The sequence below is a fragment of the Pseudarthrobacter sp. CC12 genome, assembly GCF_039907755.1.
Taxonomy (GTDB): Bacteria; Actinomycetota; Actinomycetes; order Actinomycetales; family Micrococcaceae; genus Arthrobacter; species Arthrobacter niigatensis.
Window position 1 is genome coordinate 1 of record NZ_JARDJH010000034.1, and the last position, 24354, is coordinate 24354.

The 24354-nt window shown below is 64.5% G+C and carries 13 protein-coding genes and 1 pseudogene; 2 read left to right on the plus strand and 12 right to left on the minus strand.

The window, feature by feature from the left end:
* Positions 1–178 precede the first annotated feature (178 nt).
* A pseudogene (locus PV772_RS18600) lies at positions 179–764 on the plus strand (ATP-binding cassette domain-containing protein); the annotation flags it as partial.
* Between the two features lie 162 nt (positions 765–926).
* Here the strand turns inward: PV772_RS18600 and PV772_RS18605 are convergent.
* The 4 genes from PV772_RS18605 to PV772_RS18620 form a co-directional block, all read right to left on the minus strand.
* Positions 927–2309: a phospholipase D-like domain-containing protein gene (locus PV772_RS18605; RefSeq protein ID WP_347887116.1), complete on the minus strand. Its 1383-nt coding sequence runs from the start codon at positions 2307–2309 to the stop codon at positions 927–929.
* On the minus strand, positions 2306–5716 hold the full coding sequence (locus PV772_RS18610) for an AAA domain-containing protein (RefSeq protein WP_347887117.1): 3411 nt from the start codon (positions 5714–5716) through the stop codon (positions 2306–2308). Before PV772_RS18610 ends, PV772_RS18605 begins: the two co-directional genes overlap by 4 nt.
* 208 nt (positions 5717–5924) lie before the next feature.
* On the minus strand, positions 5925–6563 hold the full coding sequence (locus tag PV772_RS18615) for a HEPN domain-containing protein (RefSeq protein ID WP_347887118.1): 639 nt from the start codon (positions 6561–6563) through the stop codon (positions 5925–5927).
* Between the two features lie 20 nt (positions 6564–6583).
* Complete coding sequence (locus PV772_RS18620; RefSeq protein WP_347887119.1) at positions 6584–7819, minus strand: DUF262 domain-containing protein; 1236 nt, start codon at positions 7817–7819, stop codon at positions 6584–6586.
* A 313-nt stretch (positions 7820–8132) separates the two neighbouring features.
* On the opposite strand from PV772_RS18620, the gene metH reads away from it, so the two are divergent.
* Positions 8133–11777, plus strand: a complete 3645-nt coding sequence (gene metH, locus PV772_RS18625; RefSeq protein WP_347887120.1) for a methionine synthase — start codon at positions 8133–8135, stop codon at positions 11775–11777.
* Positions 11778–11823: 46 nt separating this feature from the next.
* Here the strand turns inward: metH and PV772_RS18630 are convergent, their stop codons facing one another.
* From PV772_RS18630 to PV772_RS18665, 8 genes are all read right to left on the minus strand, one after another.
* Positions 11824–13443, minus strand: coding sequence for an ABC-F family ATP-binding cassette domain-containing protein (locus tag PV772_RS18630; protein WP_307357866.1), 1620 nt, complete (start codon positions 13441–13443; stop codon positions 11824–11826).
* A gap of 362 nt (positions 13444–13805) precedes the next feature.
* Entirely contained in the window at positions 13806–16658 is a 2853-nt protein-coding gene (locus PV772_RS18635) for an ATP-binding cassette domain-containing protein (RefSeq protein ID WP_347887121.1), read from the minus strand.
* Positions 16655–17218 (minus strand): hypothetical protein, encoded by a 564-nt coding sequence (locus PV772_RS18640; RefSeq protein WP_347887122.1) that lies wholly within the window; start codon positions 17216–17218, stop codon positions 16655–16657. The genes PV772_RS18635 and PV772_RS18640 overlap by 4 nt, the downstream gene beginning before the upstream one ends.
* A gap of 149 nt (positions 17219–17367) precedes the next feature.
* On the minus strand, positions 17368–18942 hold the full coding sequence (locus PV772_RS18645; protein ID WP_347887143.1) for an APC family permease: 1575 nt from the start codon (positions 18940–18942) through the stop codon (positions 17368–17370).
* 149 nt (positions 18943–19091) lie between these two features.
* The gene (locus PV772_RS18650) at positions 19092–20732 is read right to left on the minus strand and encodes a GMC oxidoreductase (RefSeq protein ID WP_347887123.1); all 1641 of its coding nucleotides are present in this window, start codon (positions 20730–20732) and stop codon (positions 19092–19094) included.
* A complete protein-coding gene (locus PV772_RS18655) occupies positions 20733–22271 on the minus strand; it encodes an aldehyde dehydrogenase family protein (protein WP_347887124.1) in 1539 nt (512 codons plus the stop codon).
* 100 nt (positions 22272–22371) lie between these two features.
* The gene (locus tag PV772_RS18660; RefSeq protein ID WP_347887125.1) at positions 22372–22998 is read right to left on the minus strand and encodes a TetR/AcrR family transcriptional regulator; all 627 of its coding nucleotides are present in this window, start codon (positions 22996–22998) and stop codon (positions 22372–22374) included.
* Between the two features lie 71 nt (positions 22999–23069).
* On the minus strand, positions 23070–24347 hold the full coding sequence (locus PV772_RS18665) for a benzoate/H(+) symporter BenE family transporter (RefSeq protein WP_347887126.1): 1278 nt from the start codon (positions 24345–24347) through the stop codon (positions 23070–23072).
* Positions 24348–24354 lie beyond the last annotated feature (7 nt).

Sequence of the window (24354 nt, forward strand, 5' to 3'; positions counted from 1 at the left end):
CGAAGGGCCGGTACCAATTTCCCGGAACCCCAGTACCAACTACCCAGACCAGCAGTTCCAACAAAAGCTATCTGCCAGCAAGCCTCCCGTTTAGGCCTTTGATGCCGTCCTGACCTGCGGCATCAGACTGAACTGTGGGCTGCGAGATGAACGAGTCATTGCCCCTCCTGGGGCAGTAGCGAGTTTCGGGGCGCAGTTCATTTCCGGGCTGATCATGACGTTCATCGGGAACCTGGTGTACGTGGGGATCGCGGTGGTGGGCGGGCTGCAGGTGGCGTCCGGGGCGATGCAGCTGGGCGATGTGCAGGCGTTCATCCAGTACTCGCGTCAGTTCACCATGCCGCTGGCGCAGCTGGGGTCCATGGCGAACGTGCTGCAGTCCGGGGTGGCGTCGGCGGAGCGGGTGTTCGAGCTGCTGGATGAATCTGAGGGGCGCTAACGTGTCCGCGGGGGAGAAGCAGCTGCTGACGATTGCCCGGGCCTTCCTGGCCCGGCCGTCGGTTTTGATCCTGGATGAGGCGACGTCTTCCGTGGATACCCGGACTGAGGTGCTGGTGCAGAAGGCGATGAGTGCTTTGCGAAGCGACCGGACTTCTTTTGTCATCGCCCACCGCCTGTCCACGATCCGCGACGCCGATCTCATCTTGGTGATGGAGGCCGGGCAGATCGTGGAGCAGGGGACGCACGCGTCACTACTCGCCGCCGGCGGGGCTTACGCGCGGCTGTACGAGGCCCAGTTCGCGGCTCCTGTGGCGGAGGTTTGAGTGCAGCGACAATCACCCAGCTTGCAGTCTGTATTTTCTCGTGGCAGCGGCCGTTGGATTGAATCGAACGCACCAATTCTAAGGAGAAGCGCAACAAGCGGGATGTTACCGGTACCTTCGCCGTCGTTAGCTAGGCTTTCTCACTGCTGAGGATCGCATGAGTCAGGTCCGCCCTCGCGGGTCCGCTCCATCCGAGTCCAGTATGGTGATGTAACGCTTAAAGGCCTTGTCGACTTCGCTCTGTATCTGGACGAGCGTCCCCTCCTCCATGCGGTAGGTCCGGTTTGGATCACCTTTGAAGGAAAGCCAATTGAAGCTCGTGGTGATCCATAAGTCATCGGAGATCAGGATTTTGGCGTGCGTGTTCTGGAGACGAACGACCCGCAACTTGTCGTAACGAGCAGCCAGATTGCTGAGGCGACGAAGCGCGAAGTCGTCGGAGCCGCTATCGTCAGGGCCATATCCGTGTCCTATATGGACTTCAACTCCAGCCCGGAGCCGCCGCTCAAGGGCTGCGACGAAGTCAGTGTTGACTACTCCGCCCTTCACCCATGGAGCGATGATCAACAGTCGCTTCTTCGCGCTGTTAAGCGCGTTGCTTAGCAGCTGCGGGTGCTCATGGACGTCGACGCTGCGCACTGCGATGTCCTCGACGCGCAACGGCATGTCGGCCGGGCTTTCTTCGTTCTTGGCAACTCGTTCACCTGCCATCCTGATAATCTCAACCTGCTCACTTGCCACGCGCTGCTCCTCGAGCTCGGGCGTAAGCGTAGGTCTTGGCTCAGGACGAGAAACCGAGATGCCGAGCTTCACAACTGCGTCAGCGGCCGCAAGTTCGAGCCCGTGGGCCGGCTGAAGATCACCGTCGATACACATGCCGAGCTCTACCTCTCCCGTGTCCGGGTTGCCATAGACGAGCAACTGGGCAGGCATGTAAAGGTGAAGGTTCTGCGACGCGATCTTACGGACGCGCAGCACTTCGACCTGCCGTGTCCGGTCGTCGCGCGACTCGACAAGCTCATTGAAGCGTTCCACAGGGAGATCACTGAGGTCGACACGCGATGTTTTCTTAGCGGGCAGGATCTCTAAGCCGGCTTCTTGGGCTTCCCGCTTCTTAATCAAGCTAGAGCGCGCATAGTCCTGCGCATTCCAAATGAGCCGATCAAAGGGCACATTAAGCTGGGTAAGAACGGGCTGCACAGCTGCCAACGTGCGAGCGGACTCATGACCTAGCGCAGTCAGACGCAATTGCCCATTCCACGCCCGAGTGAGGTTGTTCGAACTTATTTGGTCGGCAACTGTTGTCACTACCTGTTCGCGCCGTAGCCCGAGCAGGCCTGCGATCTCATCGATCTCGCGGACACCTGCGTGTACAAATCGCAGAATGAATTCCTCGAGGAGCGGAAATGACTTGCGCTCCTGCGCGAGAACATCGATACGCAAAATTGTAACCGGCAGGGCGGCATCGACAATGCTGACCAACTGGAGGCCAGGGCGGTGATCGCCGAACCGCCGCCGAAGCATGTCACCTGAAGCCAGCCTCATCGCTCAGCCGTCCTAAGCTCGCAGTCGTCCGGATGACTATCAATGTATGTCAGCACTTTCTTCAACGCGCCGGTCGTACCCCGAACAAATCCAGCGTCACCCACGATCGTGAGGCCGAAGCGGGCCCGTGAGAGCGCGACGTTGATGCGCCTCCAGTACTCGGCTCCGATGAAGCCGAGTTCGGCCTTTGCGTTGCTTCGCGTCACGGAAAAGATAGCCACGTCTGACTCACGCCCTTGAACTGCATCCACACTCATCACAGTGATGGAGAGATGCCTGAGCCGGTCTCGTAGGGGAGCTAGCTGCTGATTGAGGTCAGCAACTTGGGCGACGTATGGAGCGATGATAAGGACGTCGAGCTGGCCGTTGTCTTTAGGAAGCTTCACGACTTTCTTGTCGATGGAGCCATTAAGCACCTTCAACCGGTCAATCACGATGCGGGCCTCCGCACGGTTTGCGAAGCTCTGACCCTTGCCGTGTGGAGCGGCCTCACGTCGGTCGTCACCATATGCGGAGGTATCGAGCCACAAGACGGGCCTGCCATATCCGAGGAGGTAGCCTTCAAGGCCTCCGTCGTTCGGCGATCGCAATTTCTCATCGTAGAAACAGGTTGAGATCATATCCCCAATCGGGCGGATCATCCGGTACTGCTGGTTTAGCATGACCTGCGAGTGCTCCGGCAGGCGGTCCGTTAGCCTCTGGAAGAGTGTCTGCTTAATGTCGTCGGGAAGGAACTGGTGGTCGTTCATCAGATCCTTGTTTCGCAGTATGTCCTCATCTACGGGAGGCAACTGGTTCGTATCCCCAACGACTACCCATCGCTTGGCTCGGGAGACGGGCACCAACGCTTCGGTGAGGGTTGCCCGCGACGCCTCGTCCACGATGCATAGGTCGATATTGAGGTCGCGTACCGCTGGGTGCCTTAGATAGCCAATGCAGGTTCCCGCAATGACACTCGTCTGATCGAGGAATGCGTCAGCTAGCCCGGAGTCGGACGAGATCCGCTGTAACCACTCGCCCTGCAGTTGCAACCGAGTGAGCAGCTGCTGTGCATCGACGCTCTCGCCAATGAGTACTTCTACAGCGTTAAGCGCATCGCGTACACTCATGTCGGCCAACAGAGTCAAGTCACTTCCCAACTCCAACTGAGCCTCTGCGAGCAGCTCGTCGCGAAGGTCCGCCAAAGCATCAACCTTCTCCTGAACGGATGTCGACGATGTGGGTTCAACCAGTGAAGTCGCTAGCTCGGACCGCTGTTCGTCGTCATCGTCAGGCCGAACGGTCTGCAGGTAGTTGAGTTGGGCCAAAGTGGCCGAGAGTTGCTGAAGGGCCAGCGCTGCACGAAGGTGCGATGGGGCGAGTCCCGCTTCGGTCGCCTGCGCCCCCAAGTAGCCCTCAGCGTTCTTGCGAACTTCGCGGGCCCAGCGCTTCATTTGCGAGTCAAGGAGGAGGTGGCGCACTGACTCGTCAACCCGGTTCCGGTCGGCGCTTGCCAGCCTTACCATGTTCGCCTGTCCTGCATCGGAAAGACGTTGCAGAGCGTTGTCCACAGCAACGTTGGTTTGGGAAGCGATCAATACCCTTGCTTCCGAATTTGCGTTTAGAGTCTGCTCCACGAGTTCGGCAATGAAGCTGGTCTTGCCTGTTCCTGGCGGGCCTTGAACGACGAAAATATCGGGTGCCCCTAAAGCGGTTTCAATCGCTTCGCGCTTACTATCATCAAGCTCCCGATTCCACTTGGAAATTGGGACTGCTTGAGGTTCGGTGTTGCGACCGGGATTGAGGAGTAGTTCCCGCAGGTCCGGGCGGGCTGACTTGTCCCGCTGAACATCATCGACAGCTCGGCGCTGACGGTTTAGTGCTGCCTCATCTGGGCCGAGGTGGGGGTCAAGAACGGCACGGTCGGGCAGACCCTCCCAACGACGCCCGCTCAGGATGACGACCCGATCTACCTCGTGGTCGATGACCTCGCCCCAGCCGAACCTGCGGTCGGTCATCTGATCTCTTACGCGCCACTCCGTGCCGACGAGGTCGTGATCGACTGCCGAATCCAGTGTGAAGGTGGCCTCGCGTCCACTAGCTTGGACCTTCTTGTAAGGGAGCGGCTTCTTCTCTCCTCTGGCAAGTTCCTCGCGGGCGTTCAGGATCCTGCGCCACGTGTCAAAGAGCTCATCGCCGTCGCGCTCTTCCTGAACGGCATGCTCCGCCTGGTCTTTGGCCTCATAAAACGTGTCAATGGTGTCGACCAGTGTTGCTACCCCCGCCCGTGCGAGAACTGGGTTGGCTGGCTGCGCGAACATCCAGTCAAACACCTGCGGCAGTAGAACTGCCCGTCGCCTATGATTTTCGAGTCGCTCGAAGTCGAGTTCTGTGGCTTTGATGACCACAGCGCCAATCTCATCCGTTTTCAGGGTAAAGCTCCAAGCGGAACCATCGACCCTGATGCTATCTCGCTGGGGTTGACCCGACACCTGGTCATGGAAAAAAGACGCGTAGACGTCCCCGGAGAGGTCCGCTTGGACTTTGCCTATGGCCTCCTGTCGGGCGTCGTCGGCGCCTCCAAGCGACCTGATTGCCGACTTCGTTAGACGTAGCCAAACGGGGTTTCGGGTGATCTGTTGGTGTATCTGGCGCCGCTGTTGGATTGCCTTAAGTGCGCCTAGTAGGTCGCTGGCATTTTTCGGCCGATCGTCTGGCTGAGTAGCGATGCAGGATCCCAGCAGGCGTCTAACATCAGGCGGGACGGGGATGGAATCCAGCGCTCGCTCTACGCTTGCCAGGTCTTTCAACTGATCGTTCGTCATGCACTGAATGAGAAGGACGCCCATCGAGTAGACATCGCGCACGTAGCGGACGTCTGCGTTGAGTTCGGGCGGAGCGTACGGCTTAGAGTGCCAATCGGCGACGGTTTGAAGAGTCGTGGGCTCTTCACTCCTAAGCTTGGCAATTCCGAAGTCTGCCAGGAGCGGAACTCCCGCATCGGAGACTAGGACGTTTTGGGGTTTGATGTCCCGGTGTTCTATCTGTTTGAGATGCGTATATGCCAGGGCATCGATGAGCGGCAATGCGATGTCATCTGCGAGGCGGTCCCAGGACTCCCAAGGGCCGGAGGTCTTCAGTACGTCGCTAAGGTTGCGCTCAACCCAATCGAGGACGAGAACGTAGGTGTCGGTATCGTCTGTTCCCGCCCAGCGGCAGCGCACGATGTTGGGGTGCGTCAGGCTCGTCAGTGTTTTCGCCTCGTTGCTGAACACCTTCCGGGTCACGTCGTCTGACTGTCCTGACAGGAGCTTGACCGCAACGAAGGTTCCGTCGCGATCGTCAACTCCCTTGCGGACAATGGAGAACGTCCCGGCACGGCGCGCCACGTTCAAAAGCATGTAGTGGTTGCCGACGACGTCTGGCACGCCTGTTCCCCCTATTTCAAACGCTGGCTTGGTCAAGACCTATTGAAACACAACCCCCAAGGCGCGTTCCCCGGTCCAGGTACATGGCAGTATCGTCACGATTCCAGCCCTCCAAGAGTCCAAGTTTCGCGAGGCGCAGGCGCGCGTTAGTCGCATCGTTCTAATTCAAAGAAAGTTAGCTATATCGACTGTTCACAAGAAGTAGAGGTCAATTGCCATCCCAATCGGATATGAGGGAAGGTGGTTGCTGCTTCAGAAGTATCTCCGACAGGTACAATCGAATTCTTTCAATCGCCCTCTCGCCAGCATCTACCCACGTTCGAACGTCCTCGGGATAATCGTTTTCAGTTAGTTCGGTAACTTTGCTTGTGTACGGTGACAAATGACCCGCCGCTCCTCGCTTGGAGCCTAGTGTCGTCAAATCTGACAGCTCAGCGTTCAGGGCGTCTTCGAAAGACTTCCAGTCTAGTCCAACAAGTTTTGCCAGTGCAGCAACATTTTCCAACTTGAGACCATTATTCTTTCCTAGAAGCTTGATAAATTCATTGCGTGCTGGCTTAGCAAAAAATTGGTGAAGGTCGCGCTGCTTGTAGCCGATGTTTAGAGAGGCGGGTAGCCATTCTTTAACAGCGTATGCAAGAAGTGCTGTTTCACGCGGAACGAGGTCGGACACCAGCCAGCTAACCAAGCGATCAAAGTGCTCCTCAAAGATCTTTTCGAGGTGCTCTTCCAAGACGGCGTGAGCTAGCACTAAGTACCCATGAGTAAGAGCCTGTTCAGCGGCGGTCAGCGGGGCTGGAAATTGAGTAGTCACACTTCCAAGAAGTGCCTTGTCAAGATTCTTCAACTGCTCAGTTAGCAGCATGACTAGGCCCGCCGGAGTGGTTCCGGGAGAGGATACTCTGCGTTAGTGACCCGCTTAACGATCTTCATCCACGTCCTATGTCGGGTGATGAACGCCTCCGCTGTCTTTGTCGTGGCGGTGATTGACCTGACGAAAGTCTCGTTATTTTCACATTCGTATTGAAATTCTAGGATTAACTGGTCCCCCTTATCTGCAACCGCTCGCCGAACGTGTTCGTGACTAAACGAGTAGACCTGTATGTCAAAGATAGCGCGGTTCAAGGCGCGTTCAAATTTGCCATCCTTTGGATCGTCTAGCCCAGGTGACCATTTGCGGCAGAAAACGTCTACCCCTAAGATATTGCGTCCGGTTACTAAAGCGCGTTCAAACTCTTCAAGGGATTCGCTCACTACGGGGTGGAAGTGTCGCCAGTCCTTGTTGAAATGACGAGAAGTATCATCCAGGAAATCCTTGAGGTTGCCTCGATACTTGATTGGAGAGTTTGAGAAAGACAGGTGGCGTAGCAGCAGTTCTGCGTCCACCATCCGTCGATCCGGGTGAGCGTTATTAAGTAACTCGCGGAGAGCGGGGAGGTCGCCAGATTGCGAATCGAGCCAGTTGATAAACTGGCCATGTATCAGTGCCTGTCGAAGCTCTTGGGGAGAGAGCGCGACACTTCCTGTATTCAGGCGCAGGAAGAGTGAAAGTAGAAGGCGCTCCGAGTTCCAGTTGCCTAAAACGACAGTCCGTATACTGTGATTTTCGACCGCGGCAAACAACGCCGGTTCAGTTTGTTCAAGCTGGTCTGCATCCTTGCGGTTGAGGTTCGTAAGAACTTCCAGCCCTGTAAGTTTAAGCGGAGTAAAGCCTACGTCCTTCGGGTTCGCCGGGTCGGCAAAGAACTGCCGCAATGCAAGCAGGCGCTGCTTGCCGTCCAACACAAAATAATGTCCGGGAGAATCATGCTTCTCGGCAAGTACAATCTGAGGAACAGGAAATCCCAGCATGATCGACTCAATAAGCTTGCTCTTCCGATTTGCAAGCCATGCATTCCGGCGCTGAAAAGATGGGTCTAAATCAATTCGGCCCTTGCGCATCTGCGAAACGAGGGTCTCAACTGTCCAGTCTTTGCCGCCTATCGAAGCCTTAAAGCCCAGTTGGGAACCTTCGAAATCACTCTCATCTTCACCTTGATTCGGAACAAGTTGCACGCTTTCCGGATCTAAAGTCTCTCCTGTTGGCTCCTCTGAGATGATCAACGTGCCACTCCCTTGCTCACTATTGTGTACTTGGCTCAAACTCACAGTAGACCGCTTCGCATAACTTGCCGAATGGCACGCGGGGTAGCGGAACGGCGGATATCAGGGCCGTAGCTGTTTCCACCCTTGAGGGGCAGGACGAACATCTACGTGGGCGCGGTGTTGGGCTTTGCCCGAGACCTGTGCCGCAAGTCGTCTTCGGTGGACGATCATGAATGGTGATGCTCTTGAAGCTCTCGCCAACGCACTATCCGCCGCCGTAGTACACGGACACACAGCGCAACGTTTCAGCCTCCACACGTAACCTGTTTAGATGCCTCGTTTTGCGCTTGATATTGAGTCCGTGCCCCGCCCTGCCCGTTCGCAGGAGCTCTTGGACGCCGTGAACCACAGTGTGGTCATTGCCGACGGCGCCATGGGCACGATGCTGCAGGGCCGGGACCTCTCGCTCGAGAAGGACTTCCTGGGCCTCGAAGGCTGCAACGAGATCCTCAATGACACGCGGCCCGATGTCCTCGCCGACATCCACGACGCCTACTTCGCCACAGGCATCGACGCTGTCGAAACCAACACCTTCGGCGCCAACTGGTCCAACCTCTCCGACTACGGCATCGATGACCGCATCGAGGAACTCGCCCGGAAGGGTGCCGAGATCGCCCGCGAACGCGCCGAAGCGGCAGAAGAAACAGACGGCCGCATGCGCTGGGTCCTCGGCTCCATGGGCCCCGGCACCAAGCTCCCCAGCCTAGGCCACACCAGCTACGACTACCTCAAGCAGACCTTTGCCCTCCAGGCAGAGGGCCTCATCGACGGCGGCGCGGACGCCTTCCTCATCGAAACCAGCCAGGACCTCCTGCAGACTAAGGCCGCGGTCAACGGCTGCAAGCATGCCATCGTCTCCAAGGGAGTCCGCCTCCCCATCTTCGTCGAGGTGACGGTCGAAACCACCGGAACCATGCTTATGGGCTCCGAAATCGGCGCCGCCCTCACCGCCCTGGAACCACTCGGCGTCGACGCCATCGGCCTGAACTGCGCCACCGGCCCGGACGAGATGAGCGAGCACCTCCGCCACCTCGCCAAGCAGTCCTCCGTGGCCATCGCCTGCATGCCCAACGCCGGCCTGCCCATTCTCGGCGCCAACGGCGCGCACTACCCGCTGACCCCCACCGAACTCGCCACCGCGCACGAACAATTCGTCCGCGAATTCGGCCTGGGCCTGGTGGGCGGCTGTTGCGGTACGACGCCGGAGCACATGGCCGCCGTCGTCGAACGTCTTGCGCCCTTCCGCAGCAAAGCCGTGGAGACCAAGGCAAACAACGCACCCGCAAGGATCCCAGAAGAGCGCGAGGCCGGCGTCGCCTCCCTCTACCAGCACGTGAACTTCGACCAGGAGTCCGCGTACCTGGCCATCGGTGAGCGCACCAACGCCAACGGCTCCAAGGCCTTCCGCCAGGCCATGCTCGAGGAGCGCTGGGACGACTGCGTGGACATCGCCCGCGAACAGATCCGCGTCGGCGCACACCTGCTGGACGTCTGCGTCGACTACGTGGGCCGCGACGGCGTCGCGGACGTCAAGGAAATCGTCTCCCGCTTCGCGTCCGCCTCCACCCTCCCGCTGGTCATCGACTCCACCGAACCGCCCGTCCTGCAGGCCGGCCTGGAACTCATCGGCGGCCGCCCCGTGGTCAACTCCGTCAACTACGAGGACGGCGACGGCCCCAACAGCCGCTTCGCCCGCATCATGCCCCTGGTCAAGGAACACGGCACCGCCGTCATCGCCCTGACCATCAACGAAGAAGGCCAGGCCCGCACCACCGAAGGCAAGGTGGCCATCGCCTCCCGCCTCGTCGACGCCCTGGTGGGCGACTGGGGCATGCGGGTCGAGGACATCATCGTCGACTGCCTCACCTTCCCCGTCGCCACCGGCCAGGAGGAAACCCGCCGCGACGGCATCGAAACCATCGAGGCCATCCGCCAGATCACCGCCAAATACCCCGGCATCAACACCACCCTCGGCGTCTCCAACGTCTCCTTCGGCCTGAACCCCGCCGCGCGCATCGTCCTGAACTCCGTGTTCCTGCACGAGGCCGTCCAGGCCGGCCTGACCAGCGGCATCATCGACGCCGCCAAGATCGTCCCGCTCGCCTCCCTCCCCGATGAGCAGCGCAAGGTGGCCCTGGACCTCGTCTGGGACCGCCGCGAATACGACGCCGACGGCAACACCACCTACGACCCCCTGGCCATAATGCTGGACATGTTTGCCGGCGTCGACACCGCAGCGCTCAAGGACCAGCGCGCCGCCGAACTCGCGGCCCTGCCCACCGGCGCGCGGCTGGAACGGCGCATCATCGACGGCGAAGGCAAGGGCCTCGAAGCAGACCTGGACCTGGCCCGCAGCGAAGGCATGACCCCGCTGGGCATCATCAACGACCACCTGCTCGAGGGCATGAAGGTGGTGGGCGAACGCTTCGGCGCCGGCGAAATGCAGCTGCCGTTCGTGCTGCAGTCCGCCGAGGTGATGAAGAACGCCGTCGCGCTGCTCGAACCGCACATGGAGAAGTCGGACTCCTCCGGCAAGGGGACCATGGTGATCGCCACCGTGCGCGGCGACGTGCACGACATCGGCAAGAACCTGGTGGACATCATCCTCACCAACAACGGCTACAAGGTCATCAACATCGGCATCAAGCAGGGCATCGCCGAGATCATCGCCGCAGCCGAGCAGCACAACGCCGACGTGATCGGCATGTCCGGCCTGCTGGTCAAGTCCACCGTGGTGATGAAGGAAAACCTCGCCGAGCTGCAGTCCCGCGGCCTGGCCAAGAAATGGCCGGTCATCCTGGGCGGCGCGGCACTCACCCGCGCCTACGTGGAGCAGGACCTGGCGGAGCAGTTCGACGGCGTGGTCCGCTACGCCAAGGACGCCTTCGAGGGCCTGTCCCTCATGGAACCACTGGTCCGCGTGGCCCGCGGTGAATCACCGGACGACGTCGGCCTGCCGCCGTTGAAGAAGCGCATCCACAAGGGCGGGGCGAAGTTCACCATCACCGAGCCGGAGGCCATGCCCGGCCGCTCCGACGTCGCCACCGACAACCCCGTCCCCGTGCCGCCGTTCTGGGGCACCAGGATCGTCCGCGGCGTCTCGCTCCACGACTACTCCGCGTTCCTCGACGAGCGTGCCACCTTCATGGGCCAGTGGGGCCTCAAGCCCGGCCGCGGCGAGGACGGCGCCTCCTACGAGGAACTCGTGGAACGCGAGGGCCGGCCGCGCCTGCGCTACTGGCTGGACCGCATCCTGGGCGAAGGCATGCTCGATGCGTCCGTCGCCTACGGCTACTTCCCCGTGGTCTCGGAGGGTGAGCAGGTGGTGGTGCTGCACCACGGAGAGGATCCCGACGGCGTCCTGGGCCAGGCAGGTCTGCTTGCCCCGGACGGTGGTTCAGGCGGCCCGATCGGCAGCGACCGCCTGCGGTTCGACTTCCCACGGCAGCGCCGCGACCGGCACCTGTGCCTCGCCGACTTCGTGAAGTCCCGCGAGTCCGGCCAGATCGACGTGCTGCCGGTCCAGCTGGTCACCGCCGGCTCCAGGATCGAAGAGTTCACGTCCAAGATGTTCGCGGCAAACCAGTATCGCGACTACTACGAACTCAACGGCCTGGTCATGCAGCTCACCGAGGCGCTGGCCGAGTTCTGGCACGCCCGCATCCGCAAGGAGCTCGGCTTCGCCGCCGAGGAGCCCAAGGACACGGCAGGGTACTTCAAGCTGGACTACCGCGGTGCCCGGTTCTCGCTGGGCTACCCCGCCTGCCCTGACATGGAGGACCGCCGCAAGGTCACCGAGCTGCTGAAGCCCGAGCGGATGGGCGTGGTCCTGAGCGACGAGCTGATGCTGCACCCCGAACAGTCCACCGACGCGTTCGTGTTCCACCACCCGGAGGCCAAGTACTTCAAGGTGTGAGTTTGGCTGTGGCCCTGGGGACCGCGCTGCCGGCCCCGGCCTCCTGTCATTCCGCGCCAGGCAGCGAGGCCAGTTCGGTCAGCGACCCATCGCGTCCCATGCCGAGGATGAAGTCCAGGTCCAACCGGTCCAGGAAGGCGTCATCGTGGCTGACCACGATGACGGCGCCGCCGTAGGCCCCGAGCGACTCCACCAGCTGGTCAACGCTCCGGATGTCCAGATTGTTGGTTGGCTCATCCAGGATCAGGACTTGAGGCGGCGGGTCGGCGAAAAGCAGCCGGGCCAGGGAAACCCTGAACCGCTCACCGCCCGAGAGCGTGTGCACCGGCCGGTTCACGCTGTCGCCGCGGAGGAGGAACCGGGCCAGCTGGTTGCGGATATCACCCGCAGGCACGTCCGGCGCGGCGTCCTGTACGTTTTCGAGGCTTGTTGCCTCTTCCCGCAGCCCGTCGAGCCGTTGACGCAGATAGCCGGCGCGGTCCGTCAGCAGGCTTCCACCGGCTTCGCCCTCGATGCACGGGACACCGCCCATCAAGCGTTCCAGCAGTGTGGTCTTGCCGGCACCGTTGGGTCCGATGATGGCCACCTTCTCCGGGCCCTGCACCACAAAGGAGCGGTTGGTGCCCCGCAGTTCCGCGATCCGCCGGCCGCGCGGAACGTCCGGGTCGGGAAGGTTCAGGGATATCCGCTCCTGGTCCCGCACCCTCGCTGCGGCGGCGTCCAGGGCCGCTTGCGCGGCCTGCACTTTGGCGTCCATGCCGGAACGCATTCGTCCGGCTGAGACCTGGGCATCAGAGGCCCGCTGGTTCATCAGGATCTTGGATCCCTTTTTATTGTCGTAGCTGGCCTGGCCCGTCCTGGCCCGTTGGGCGAGCTTCGATTCGGCCTCCTGCTTTTGCCGCTTTTCCTTCTTCACCAGTTGCTCAGCGGCACGGGTTGCCTGCGCGGCTGCGGCTTGCTGGCTGTCCAGGTACGCCTGCCACTCGCTGTAGGGGCCGCCGAACACCGTGAGCCCTCCCTCATACAGTTCGGCCGTGCTGTCCATGAGTTCCAGCAGTGCCAGGTCGTGGCTGACCACCACCAGGCTGCCCGGCCAGTCGGCCAGTATGCGTCCGAGCGCCGAGCGTGCCCGGCGGTCCAGGTTGTTCGTCGGTTCATCCAGCAAGGTGATGGGGGTGCGCCGGATCCGGAGCCCGGAGATGGCGGCCAGCATGGCTTCCCCGCCGGACAGTTCGCCCACGCGCCGGTCCAGCCCGACGCCGGCCAGGCCGATCCCCTCCAGCGCCTCGTCCGCACGGGCCTCGATGTCCCAGTCGTCGCCCAACGCATCGAAGTGCTCCACCGCTGCGTCACCGGATTCGATAGCCCGCAGGGCACGGACTTTGTCCTTGATCCCGAGCAGCTCCATCAGGGTGGCATCGTGGTGCAGCGTCAGGGTCTGCGGAAGGTAGCCGACGTCGGCTCCCGTGGTGATACTGCCGGCCGTCGGTGTGAGGGTCCCCGCCACGAGTCGCAGCAGCGTTGACTTCCCGGAGCCATTCGTTCCGACGAGCCCGGTTTTCCCGGGCCCGAAGCTCCCGGATATCCCGGACAAAGCCGGCGAGCCGTCCGGCCACCGGAAATGCACGTCCGTGAGGACGATGGATGGATTTTTTGTTGCAGGCATGGTGCTCCCAAAACAGGATGTTGGGCGGCTGGGCCGCGGTTCGCCAAGGTCAGGTCCGTAGAACGCGGGTCCTAGGGCGGACGGGGCGTGGCGGTGGGCGGCCACGGCGGCCTGGGGCATGGGCAGGCGTATGCTGCGGGGCAGGAAATCAGTGCAGGGGAAAGAAAGCCGTGGATCGGCATCGGGCTCCGGGTGGTTTCAGCGGGTGAAGCGCTGAACTTGCCGGCCCTTGGGGCATCAGGGAAGTGTCAGCGCGCGGATTGCGTCGCGAAACCTGAAATGCCCGTCAAAACATTGCCTAACACTGGGGAACAGAGGACAACAGTGTCACAAATTCGTTGGCTGGAGGCAACCTGTCTGCGTTACGGTGTGAGCTGGCGCCGGTCCCGCACCAGCGGTGACGGCACACTGGCGGCCTGGCCGTCCGCCCCGGCAGCCCCGCCCGCACCGGACACCGGCTTCACCCGCCGCAGTGAGGCGAGCACCGCCCGGCCCACCACCGCGATGCCGATCACCGTGGTGACGGCGCGCAGGGTGTCCCAGCCCGCCGTCGAGGTCAGCAGCGAGTACAGCAGGAAGCTGCTGAGGTTGGTGCCCAGCGGCGCGCCCGGAACGTAGGAAATGCCTGTGCCGGCGCCCACGGCGAAGGGCCAGAACCACAGGTTCAGCAGCAGCCCGAACACGTAGGACGCCACCACGCCGTAGGCGGCCAGCATCCACAACTCCGCCTTGCCGCGCACCCGGCGGGGCAGCAACCCGGCTCCCGCACCCACCCACGCGCAGGCAAAGACCTGGAACGGCGTCCACGGTCCGATCCCGCCCCACAGCGCACTGGAGATGGCAATCGTGGCGGCCCCGAGGAGCAGGCCGAACCTGGCACCGAATGCACGCCCCGCCAGGATCAGCAGGATGAAGACCGCTTCCACGCCGCCGACGCCGGTGCTCGCCACCCGCACCGCCGAACCGACGGCAGCCAGCACGCCCAGCAGCGCCACCGTGTGTGCCGAACGCACCGACCCGTCCAGGGAAAGCACGACGGCGACCGCGGCCACGGGTGCAATGGCCAGCGCCGCGTAAGGGGTTGCGGCGGCAGCGTCCTGGGGGAGGGCCGCGGCAAGCAACGGCCAGCAGAACGCGGCGAGGGCGAGCAGGTTGGCGACGGCGAGGACCGCGAGTTCAGCGCCCCTCGGCATCCGGACCCGGTGTGGACTCGTGGCGCCCGGTACATCTTCCTGTTCAGCGGGGGACGCCCCAGCCTGGGCTCCGGCAAAAGCGGGAGGGGGTGCCGGGACATACGGTTCCGGGGCAGCGACAGGTTCCAGGGATGGTGCCACGCCGTCACGCATCGGCAGGATGCGGGCACCCAGGCCGTGCGCGAAGTCGAGGTCGTGCGTGGCGATCAGGACCGCCGCGCCGTCCTCTGCCGCCGTGCGCAGGGCGTTCGTCACCGCTGCGCGTGCGGCCGGATCGAGTCCGCGGGTGGGCTCGTCAATCAGCAGCACCCCGGGGCTGTCCATGGTCTGCAGGGCGATGGCCAGGATCCTGCGTTCGCCGGCGGAGAGGTCCCGCGGATGCCCGTTCCCGACCGGAATATGAACGTCTCCCCGAAGCCGGGCAACGCGGGCCGCCGCGGCACCGGCAGCAACCGCCGCGCCGTGTTTTTTGCGCGCCAGCCGCCGTTCCGCCGCCCGCAGCTCGCCCGCCACGGTATCCCGGGTGAAAAGGTCATCGGAGGCGTCCGGCACCAGGGCGACCCGGCCGCCGTCGGACGTTTCCACCGCGCCTTTGGCTTCAGGGAGGGCCAGCGCCACCAGCAGGGAAGACTTCCCGGCCCCGTTCGGCCCCACCAGCGCCACGATCTCGCCGCGGTGCAGGGCCACGGAAGCGTCGCGGACCAGCGGCGTCCCCTTCCGGTGCACCTCGAGGTGGGTTGCCGTCAGCACGGGGTCGTGGCTGTGGGCGGGGAAGACAACGGGCCGGGCATGGGCAGGAGCGGAGGGGGCGGGCGCGGTGCCCGGCACCAGGGCGCCGTCCTCGATGGTCCACCAGGAATCCGCCACCGGCACCAGCGCTCCGGCCCGGTGCTCGGCCAAGATGACGCATACGCCGTCTTCGCGGGCCAGGGTGCTGAGTACGGCGATGACTCGGCTGCGCGCCGTGGCGTCGAGGTCGGCCAGCGGCTCGTCCACCAGCAGCAGCCTGGGATGGTCCACGACGGCGGCCGCGATGGCCACGAGCGTTGCCTCACCTGCCGAGAGGGTGCTGACGTCCCGGTCCAGCAGCGAGGCGACGCCGATCCGTTCCGCCACCGCCAGGACCCGGGCCTTCGCGGCGGCCGACGGCACGCCCCGGAGCTCGAGCGCCAGGGCGATGTCATCCCGGACCCGGCTGGTGGCGAAGGCTGCGCGCGGGTTTTGGAGGACGACGCCCACTAAACCCGCGGTGTCGCGCGGGGGAGCGGAGGCACGGTCCCTCCCGGCAATCCGTACGGTGCCGGACAGCCCGCCGCCGTCCACGTGCGAAAGGAGGCCCGCGAGGCCGCGCAGGATGGTGGACTTACCGGAACCGGTGGGCCCGGTGATCACCGTGACGGACCCAGCCGGCGGCGCAAACGAATCAACCCTGATGCGTGTGTCAGCGATGCGGAACTGTGCACCGCGCACCAGAAGCGGCACGCCGTCGTCGTGATGTCCTTGGCGGGATGCCCGGCTGCCGAACCCGCGAAGCTCCAGCGCCGCGGCAATACGGCCTGCGTGCTCCAGGGTCCGTTCGAGCACTGGCACCAGGGCGCGTGGGCCAAAGCGTTCGCCCCGCAACCGGAAGGCCAACCGAACCGAGGCCACCGCGTCGGCCAGCGCCGGGAGCGCCGCCCACGCCACCACCAGCATCCGCGCCACGCCCTGCAGGGGGCCGCCGCGGGCAAGGCGGACAAAGCCCCGGGACACATCCACCCAGGCGTTGAGCAGGCCGAACGCGAGAATGGTCGCGGCGATGGGCAATGCGGACAGCACCGCTGCCCACAGCCCCGGACCGGTGACCGGGCCCAGGAACACCACATGGGCGTACGGAGCCGGAAGCCGCAGCGGCGGCAGGTCCAGCAGGACCGGGCTGCCGGTACCTGTCCCGTTGAAAAGGACCCGGTAGGCGACCCGCGCCGCGATGAACACAGCAGCGAGAACCGCTGCTGCGCGCAACGGCGCGGGCCGGAAGGTCATGACGCGGGTGCTGCCGGTTCGTTGTCCACGGTGTAGAGCAGTTCAAGGCTCTCGCCGGGGCTGAGCTTGAGGCTGTCGAGGCCTTCCTGCGCGTAGGCCCACGTGCCGTCGGCGGGCTTCACCCAGAGGGCCCAGTAAGAGACTGTGTTGGTGTCATCGCACGCTTCGCGGGTAGTGCCGCCCTTGTGCTTGATGTCGAAGTCCGCAGCGGGCACGCCGTTGACGCGGCACGCGAAGCTCGTGGGGTACTTGGCGGTGCCCTGGATCTTCACGTTGGCTTTGCCCAGCACGTCCGATGCCACGGTGGGTCCGTCCACGGACACGCAGGTGGAGCTGTCGGCGGCGGACTGCTTCAGGGCGCCCGAATCGACGATGACCTTCACGCCGGCGCAGGGGCCGGCGGAGGTTGAAGCGGCGCTGGCGCTCGACGAAGCCGCTGACGCGGGTGCGGAGGAGCTTGGCTGGGTGGCGGCCGGCGTTGAACAGGCGGCGAGGGTAAGCAGGAGGCCGGCTGCGGCGAGGGAGCCCGCTGACGCGGTGCGGAGTTTAGTCAATGTCACCTGTCAAGGGTAGGGCGTTGGCGGTCCGGAGCGGATGGCCGTTCCGTTGTGTGACGCGGGCCCTGACCCTGTCCAGGCGCCACTAACGTCAAACGGCCGACGGCGGCACTCCGGTGAGTGCCGCCGTCGACCTTTCTGCTGCGGCGCTGCTAGCCTTCGGTTGCCATGACCGCGTTGGCCGGCACCGCTTCCTCCGGCGCGTCGTACCGCGGGTCATTGGACGACGGATGGGCGGCCACTGCGGCAGCGTGCTCGGCCAGCACCCCGGTCTGGTGGCGGATCTTCAGGCGGTACAGCAGGGTTCCGCCAATCACCACGGCGGCAACGAAGAAGACGCCGCCCCACTGCAGGTACCACTCGAACGGTGGCACCGAGTTGTAGATCTCCGGGCGGGGCCAGACCAGGTTTATCGTCATGGCGGCGCCCCACAGGACGGCCAGGATGTTCACGGGAAGCCCCCATTTGCCCATGCTGAACCCGGGCTCGGAACCGTCCGCGACCAGCGGCCACTTCTTCAGGAACCGTTTGCGGAGCAGGGGAACCGTGACCAGGAGGTAGGACAGGTAGATCAGCACGATGCTGATGCTGGACAGGATGGTGAAGATGGCCGGCTGCATCACGTTGACCAGCAGCGGGATCACGGCCAGGACGCCGATGACGATCGCTGCCACCGTGGGGGTCCGGCGGACCGGGTCCACTTTGCCCAGCTGCCGGCTGAAGGGCAGGTTGTTGTCACGGGCCATGGCGAACATCATCCGGATGGCGGCGGCGTGGACGGCCAGGGTGCAGACCACCACGGCCACCACGATGCAGGCCAGGAAGGCCTTGCCGAAGGGGCCGCCCAGGACGGAGAGCACGATGTGCTGCAGGCCGCCGTCGGGTGAGCCGATCTGCGGGTCCGTGAGGTCCGGTGCGGCCAGGATGCCGAACAGCAGGATCCCGCCGCCCAGCAGGAACGATGCCGTAACAGCCCGCAGGATGGCCTTGGGTGCGGTCTTCTTGGGATCCTTGGTTTCCTCGCCCAGGGAGCTGGCGGTGTCGAAGCCGTACATGACGTAGCCGGAGGCCATGGCGCCGATCAGGAAGACGCCGAAGAAGCCCAGGTCCTTGCCCTCGCCGAAGCCGTTGGTCTGGAAGAAGACCTCCGGCCCGCGGACCACGTGCCAGCCGAGCGCGAGGATCAGCAGCACGGCCGCGATGAGCTCCACGAAGACGCCGATGCTGTTGATCCGGGTCATCAGCTTCACGCCGAACGCGTTGATGAGGGTGGAGATGGTGATCATGATGGTGGCCAGGACCACCCCGTTCATCGCGAAGTCATAGGGGCCCGTGCCGTCACCGACGAACTGGAAGCCGGACCACAGCTGCGGGAGGGTGATCTGCAGGGCCAAGGCCACGGAGCCCAGGGCCATGATGGAGGACAGCAGCAGCAGCCAGCCGGCCAGCCAGGATGAGGTTCCTGAAGACAGCCGCTTGGCCCAGTTGTAGACCGAGCCCGCAACCGGGTAGCGGCCGGCCAGCTCGGCGAAACAGAGGGCCACCATCAGCTGGCCAACGAACACGATAGGCCAGGACCAGGCGTACGCCGGGCCGGCCATGGAAAAGCCAAAGTAGAACAGTTGGAAAACACCGGTGAGGATGGAGATGTAGCTGACACCGGCGGCGAAGCTGGCAAACTTGCCGATGCTTCGATCCAGCGTCTGGGTGTAGCCGAATTCGTCCATGCCGCTTGAATCAATACTCTTGCTGGGTTCCAATATGGACTCCTAGATCAGAAAAGCACGATGGGTACGGCCGCCCTGGGGTGCGGCGGAATAACGTTCTGCGGGGGCCGCCATTGTTGGGGAATGCGGCCCCCTTGATGACCCGCCGCTCAGGCGAGGGACGTGGTGAGCTCCTTCTCTTCCGGGGCGTCGGTGCCGGCGTAGTCCGCCTTGATCAGGTCAGCACAGCGCTCGCCGATCATCATGACGGTGATGTTGGGATTGACGGTGACGTGTTCAGGCATGACGGACGCATCGGCCACCCGGAGGCCGGTGACGCCCTTGACCCGCAGCTCGGGGTCCAGCGGCGACATGTCGTCGTCGGCCGCTCCCATGCGGACGGTGCCCACGGGGTGGTAGACGGTGTTGTGGGTCTTGCGGATGTAGTCCTGCAGTTCCTCGTCCGTCTGCGCCTCGACGCCCGGCGAGAGCTCCCGGCCGGTCCATTCCGCCATGGCGGGCTGGGCGGCGATCTCGCGGGCCTTGCGGATGCCGGCCACCATGACGCGCATATCATGGCCCTCCGGATCGGTGAAGTAGCGCGGATCGACCATCGGCTTGTCGCGGAAGTCGCGGCTGCGCAGCCGGACCGTCCCGCGGGAGCGGGCGTGGGTGACGTTGGGGGTGAGGCTGAAGCCGTTCTCCGTGGTGGGGTAGCCGTGGCGCAGCGTGTTCATGTCGAACGGGACGGAGCCGTAGTGCATCATCAGGTCGGGGCGGTCCAGGCCGTCCTCGGCGGGCGTGAAGATACCGATCTCCCACCACTGGGTGGAGGTCTGCACCATGGGCTGCCTGGCCTCGAACTGCACCACGCCTTCCGGGTGGTCCTGCAGGTTTTCGCCCACGCCGGGGGAGTCCACCAGCACCTCGATGCCGTGCTGGGCCAGGTGCACCGCCGGGCCGATGCCGGAGAGCATCAGCAGCTTGGGGGAGTCGATGGCGCCGGTGGATACGACGACTTCCCGGTGTGCGGTGAGACGGTGGGTCCGGCCGAACGCGCCGTCCACCACGTCCACGCCGGTACAGCGCTTGTCCGCGTCGAACACGAGCTGGCGGGCGCGCAGGCCGGTCAGCAGGGTGAAGTTGGGCCGGTCGATGATGGGGTGGATGTAGGAGACAGAGCTGGAGGAGCGGGTGCCGTCCGCGCGGCGGTTGATCTGGAAGAAGTTGGCGCCGTTGACCACGGTGGTGCCGGTGTTGAACTTCGCGCGGGGAATGCCCGCCTGCTCGCAGGCGTCCAGAAGTGCGACGCCGGCAGGATCCGCCGGGGGCACGTTCATCAGGTGCACGGGGCCGGAGTCGCCGTGGTGCGTTGCATCGGGGCCGGCATCTTCATTGGTTTCCAGCCGCTGGTACAGCGGCCAGGCGTTGGCGGCGTTCCAGCCGGTGGCGCCGTACTTGGACTCCCATTCGTCCAGGTCCTCGCGCGGTGCCCAAAAGGCGATGCAGGAGTTGTGGCTGGAGCAGCCGCCCATCACCTTGGCGCGGGCGTGGCGCATGAAGGAGTTGCCGTTCTCCTGCGGCTCGATGGGGTAGTCCCAGTCGTAGCCGGATTCCAGCAGCTCCATCCAGCGGTCCAGCTGCAGGATCTCGGGGATATTGCGGTCGTCCGGGCCCGCCTCGACGAGGGCCACGGTGACGTCCGGGTCCTCGCTCAGCCGTGCGGCCACCGCCGCCCCCGCGGACCCGCCGCCGATGACGACGTAGTCGAACCCGCGTTCGGTCACGTCCTCGATGTTGTCGTAGTGCATCTAGTTCTCCTTGCCGTGGTCAGCAAACCAGCCGGTGACCTGTGGGCTGGTGTTCTGGTAGATGTGCTTGGCTTCCTGGTACTCGGCCAGGCCCGTGGGGCCCAGCTCGCGGCCGACGCCGGACTGGCCGAAGCCGCCCCACTCGGCCTGGGGGAGGTAGGGGTGGTAGTCGTTGATCCAGATGGTGCCGTGCCGCAGCCGGGACGCCACGCGCTGCGCCTTGCCGGCGTCCTGGGTCCACACCGCGCCGGCCAGGCCGTAGATGGTGTCGTTCGCGGTGGCCACGGCCTCGTCCTCCGTGCGGAAGGTTTCCACCGTCACCACGGGGCCGAACGCCTCGTCGGTGACCACGGACATGCCGCGCTGCACCTGGTCCAGGATGGTCGGCTGGTAGTAGAACCCGCCGTCGTACTTCTCCCCGGAAGGTGCCGCGCCGCCGGTGCGGAGCCGCGCGCCCTCCTTGATGCCGCGCTGGACGTAGGTGTGGACCTTGTCGCGGTGCGCTGCGGAGATGAGCGGGCCGGTTTCGGCGTCGTCGTCGAAAGGCCCGCCCAGCCGGATGCCCTCTGCGCGGCGGACCAGTTCGTCCACGAAGCGTTCGGCGATGGATTCCTCCACCAGCAGCCGGGCGCCGGCGGAGCAGACCTGCCCGGAGTGGACGAACGCGCCGTTCAAGGCGTTGTCGACGGCGGCGTCAAAGTCCGCGTCGGCGAACACCACGTTGGGGTTCTTGCCGCCGAGCTCCAGTGCCACCTTCTTGACGGTGGCGGCGGCGGCCGCGGCGATGCGCTTGCCGGTTTCCAGGCCGCCGGTGAAGGAGACAAGGTCGACGTCGGGGTGTTCCGAGAGCGGGGCGCCCGCCTGGGCGCCGGCACCGGTGACGAGGTTGGCCACCCCGTCCGGCAGGCCGAGGTCCTGCAGCAGCTGCATGGCCAGGATGCTGGTGGAGGGCGTCAGTTCGGAGGGCTTGAGGACGAAGGTGCAGCCGGCGGCCAGCGCAGGCGCGATCTTCCACGCCGCCTGGAGCAGGGGATAGTTCCACGGCGTGATGAGACCGCAGACGCCCACGGGTTCGTAGACGATCCTGCTGACGACGGCGGCGTCCCCGGCGTCCACCACCCGGCCCGCCTGCTGCCCGGCGAGCCTGCCGAAGTACTCGAAGCAGGCGGCGATGTCATCCATGTCGATGCGGCTTTCCACCATCCGCTTGCCGGTGTCCAGGGACTCGGCGCGGGCGAACTTTTCGCGCCGCTCCCGCAGTCCGGCGGCGACCTTCAGGAGGAAGGCGCCCCGCTCCGGTGCCGGGACGCTGGACCAGACGCCGGAGTCGAAGGCGGCGCGGGCGGCCGCGATGGCGCGTTCGGCGTCCTCCCGGCCCGCCTCCGAGACGGTGGCCACCAGCTCGCCGACTGCGGGGTTGCGGATTTCACGGACGGCGCCGGACGCCGCTGGCTCCCATTTGCCGTTGATGAACAGGGAGGAGGCAGGCTTGATTTCGGTGCTCGGGACGGCTTCCTGGGCCTGTGTGGCGTAAGTCATAGGAAGGACAGTAGTGCAAGTTGAACGAGTGTTCAATAGATTTCTTGAACACTTGTTCAATGCTTCTTGCGCCGCTACTGTTGCCCCTGGAGCGGGTGTTTCAGGGCCGGAAGGGAACCTGGCCGCCGGCGATTTCGTCCGGAACCGGTGCGAACGCGATCTGCTCCGTGCGTGCGATGCTCCGCTGGATGGAGGCCGTGTCCACGCCCAGCAGCGCGGTCAACCACATCCCGTTCTGGATGACCACAATGTCCGAGGCGCGCTCCCTGCAGGCCTCCCAGGCCAGCCCTGGCCTGGCGCTGGACACCAGGGCCGCGAGCCCGTCGATGTACCGGTCGAAGGCGGCGGCGTTGATCTGCGCGTAGTCCTCGTCCGCCTGGGCAAGGGCCCACAGGTGCAGGCGCAGGGACAGGTAGCGCGTGGTCAGCAGGTCAGCTCCGGCAACGCGCCGGAGCGCCCGGCGCAGCTGTTCATCCGGGGCCACCGACGGGTCCGGGGCGACGAGTAAAAGGTCATGCTCATCCACGCGGCGCAGGGCAGCACGGATCAGGGTGGTCTTGTCGTCGTAGTAGTAGTTGACCAGGCCCAGCGCCACGCCGGCCTCGCGTGCGACGGCGCGCATGCTCACGCCGGAAATCCCGTGGCGGGACAGCAGGTCCATTGCCGCTTCGAGGATGCGGGCCTGCCTGTCCACTTGTTCGCCGGAAGTCACGGCATTGGTCCCCATCTGGCCAGACTATTGCCTGACGGGCCGTGCGCGCACTTCCGGGGTCCGGCCAGCGGGCGGTCAGCACGGTATCAGGGCTGGGCGTGGTCGGCGCGCTCCAGCAGGCGGGACACCCCGTAGCCAATCACCAGGCCCCAGAACGCTGCATGGATGTTGAAGAGGTTCATGCCGGAGATGGTCACCACGAACGTCACCAGCGAACCCAGGGTGAAGCTGGTGGCGAACGCCGTCACGAAGGCCTGCTGAAGGGCCCGCAGCATCGCGATGCCACCCAGCGCCAGGACGAACTCCTTGGGCGCGGCCAGCATCAGCCGGGTCAGCGTGGGGGCAAACGCTGCGAACACCAGGGCCAGTAGGCCGTACGCCACGGCCGCCGTGTATTGGCGCTCCCTCTTCCCGGACGACGTCAACAGGGCGTTGGTGGGACCTGTCACGCAGGCCGAAACGGCGCCGAAACCGGCGTTCAGCACCGAAAAGGCGCCGGACGCGATGGCGAAGGCATTCACCGGCGGACGGTGGCCGGCGGCGCGGAGGACGGCGATGCCCTGGCCGTTCTGGACAAACAGCACGGTGAGGGCCAGGGGAACCACCAGCTCAAGCTGGGAAGCCCATGTGAATGCAGGGGCGGTAAAGACCGGGGTGGCCAGGAGCGGTCCGCCGGGCGGGAGGTTGAACTGCACGCTGGCCGCCACGGCGACGCAGCCTGCCACCAGGGTGCCCAGGACCGGCGGCAGGTACCTGCCAAGCCTGGGAACTGCGGTGAGGACCAGGAAGGCGGCCACCATCGGTGCAGCCACGGCCGGATTGTCCTGGGTGGAGGCAACGATGTCTGTGCCGAATTTCAGGAACACCGCGGCGACCATGGCCATCACGAGCGGCATGGGCACCAGCGCCATTGCTTTGCGCACCACGCCGGTGGCGCCCAGGGCGAGGATCAGCACGCCGGAGGTGAAGAAGGCCCCGACGACTTCGGCGAAGGCCAGGTGCTGAAGCGAAGGTCCAAGGAGCACCGTGCCGGGGATGGACCAGGCGAAACCCAGGGGCTGCCGGTAAATGAGGGACATCAGCAGCGTGGCCGCCCCGCCGGAAAACAGGATGCCAAAAACCCAGGACGACAGCTGGCCCTGGGTCAGGCCGCCCGCTGTTCCGACGGCCAGGGTGACGGCGATGGGTCCGGACGCCGCGAAAATGAGCCCGATGGCCCCGTTGGAGACATAGGACAGACCCAGGTCGCGAAGAATCCGCCGCGGGCCTGCGGGCCGGACCCCCGGCCGCTCCAGCAGGGGTTCCGGCGCCGGCGGGGCCGGCTCAACAGAGCTTGCGGTCGGATGTTGGCGGGGGTGGCTCATCGGGGCT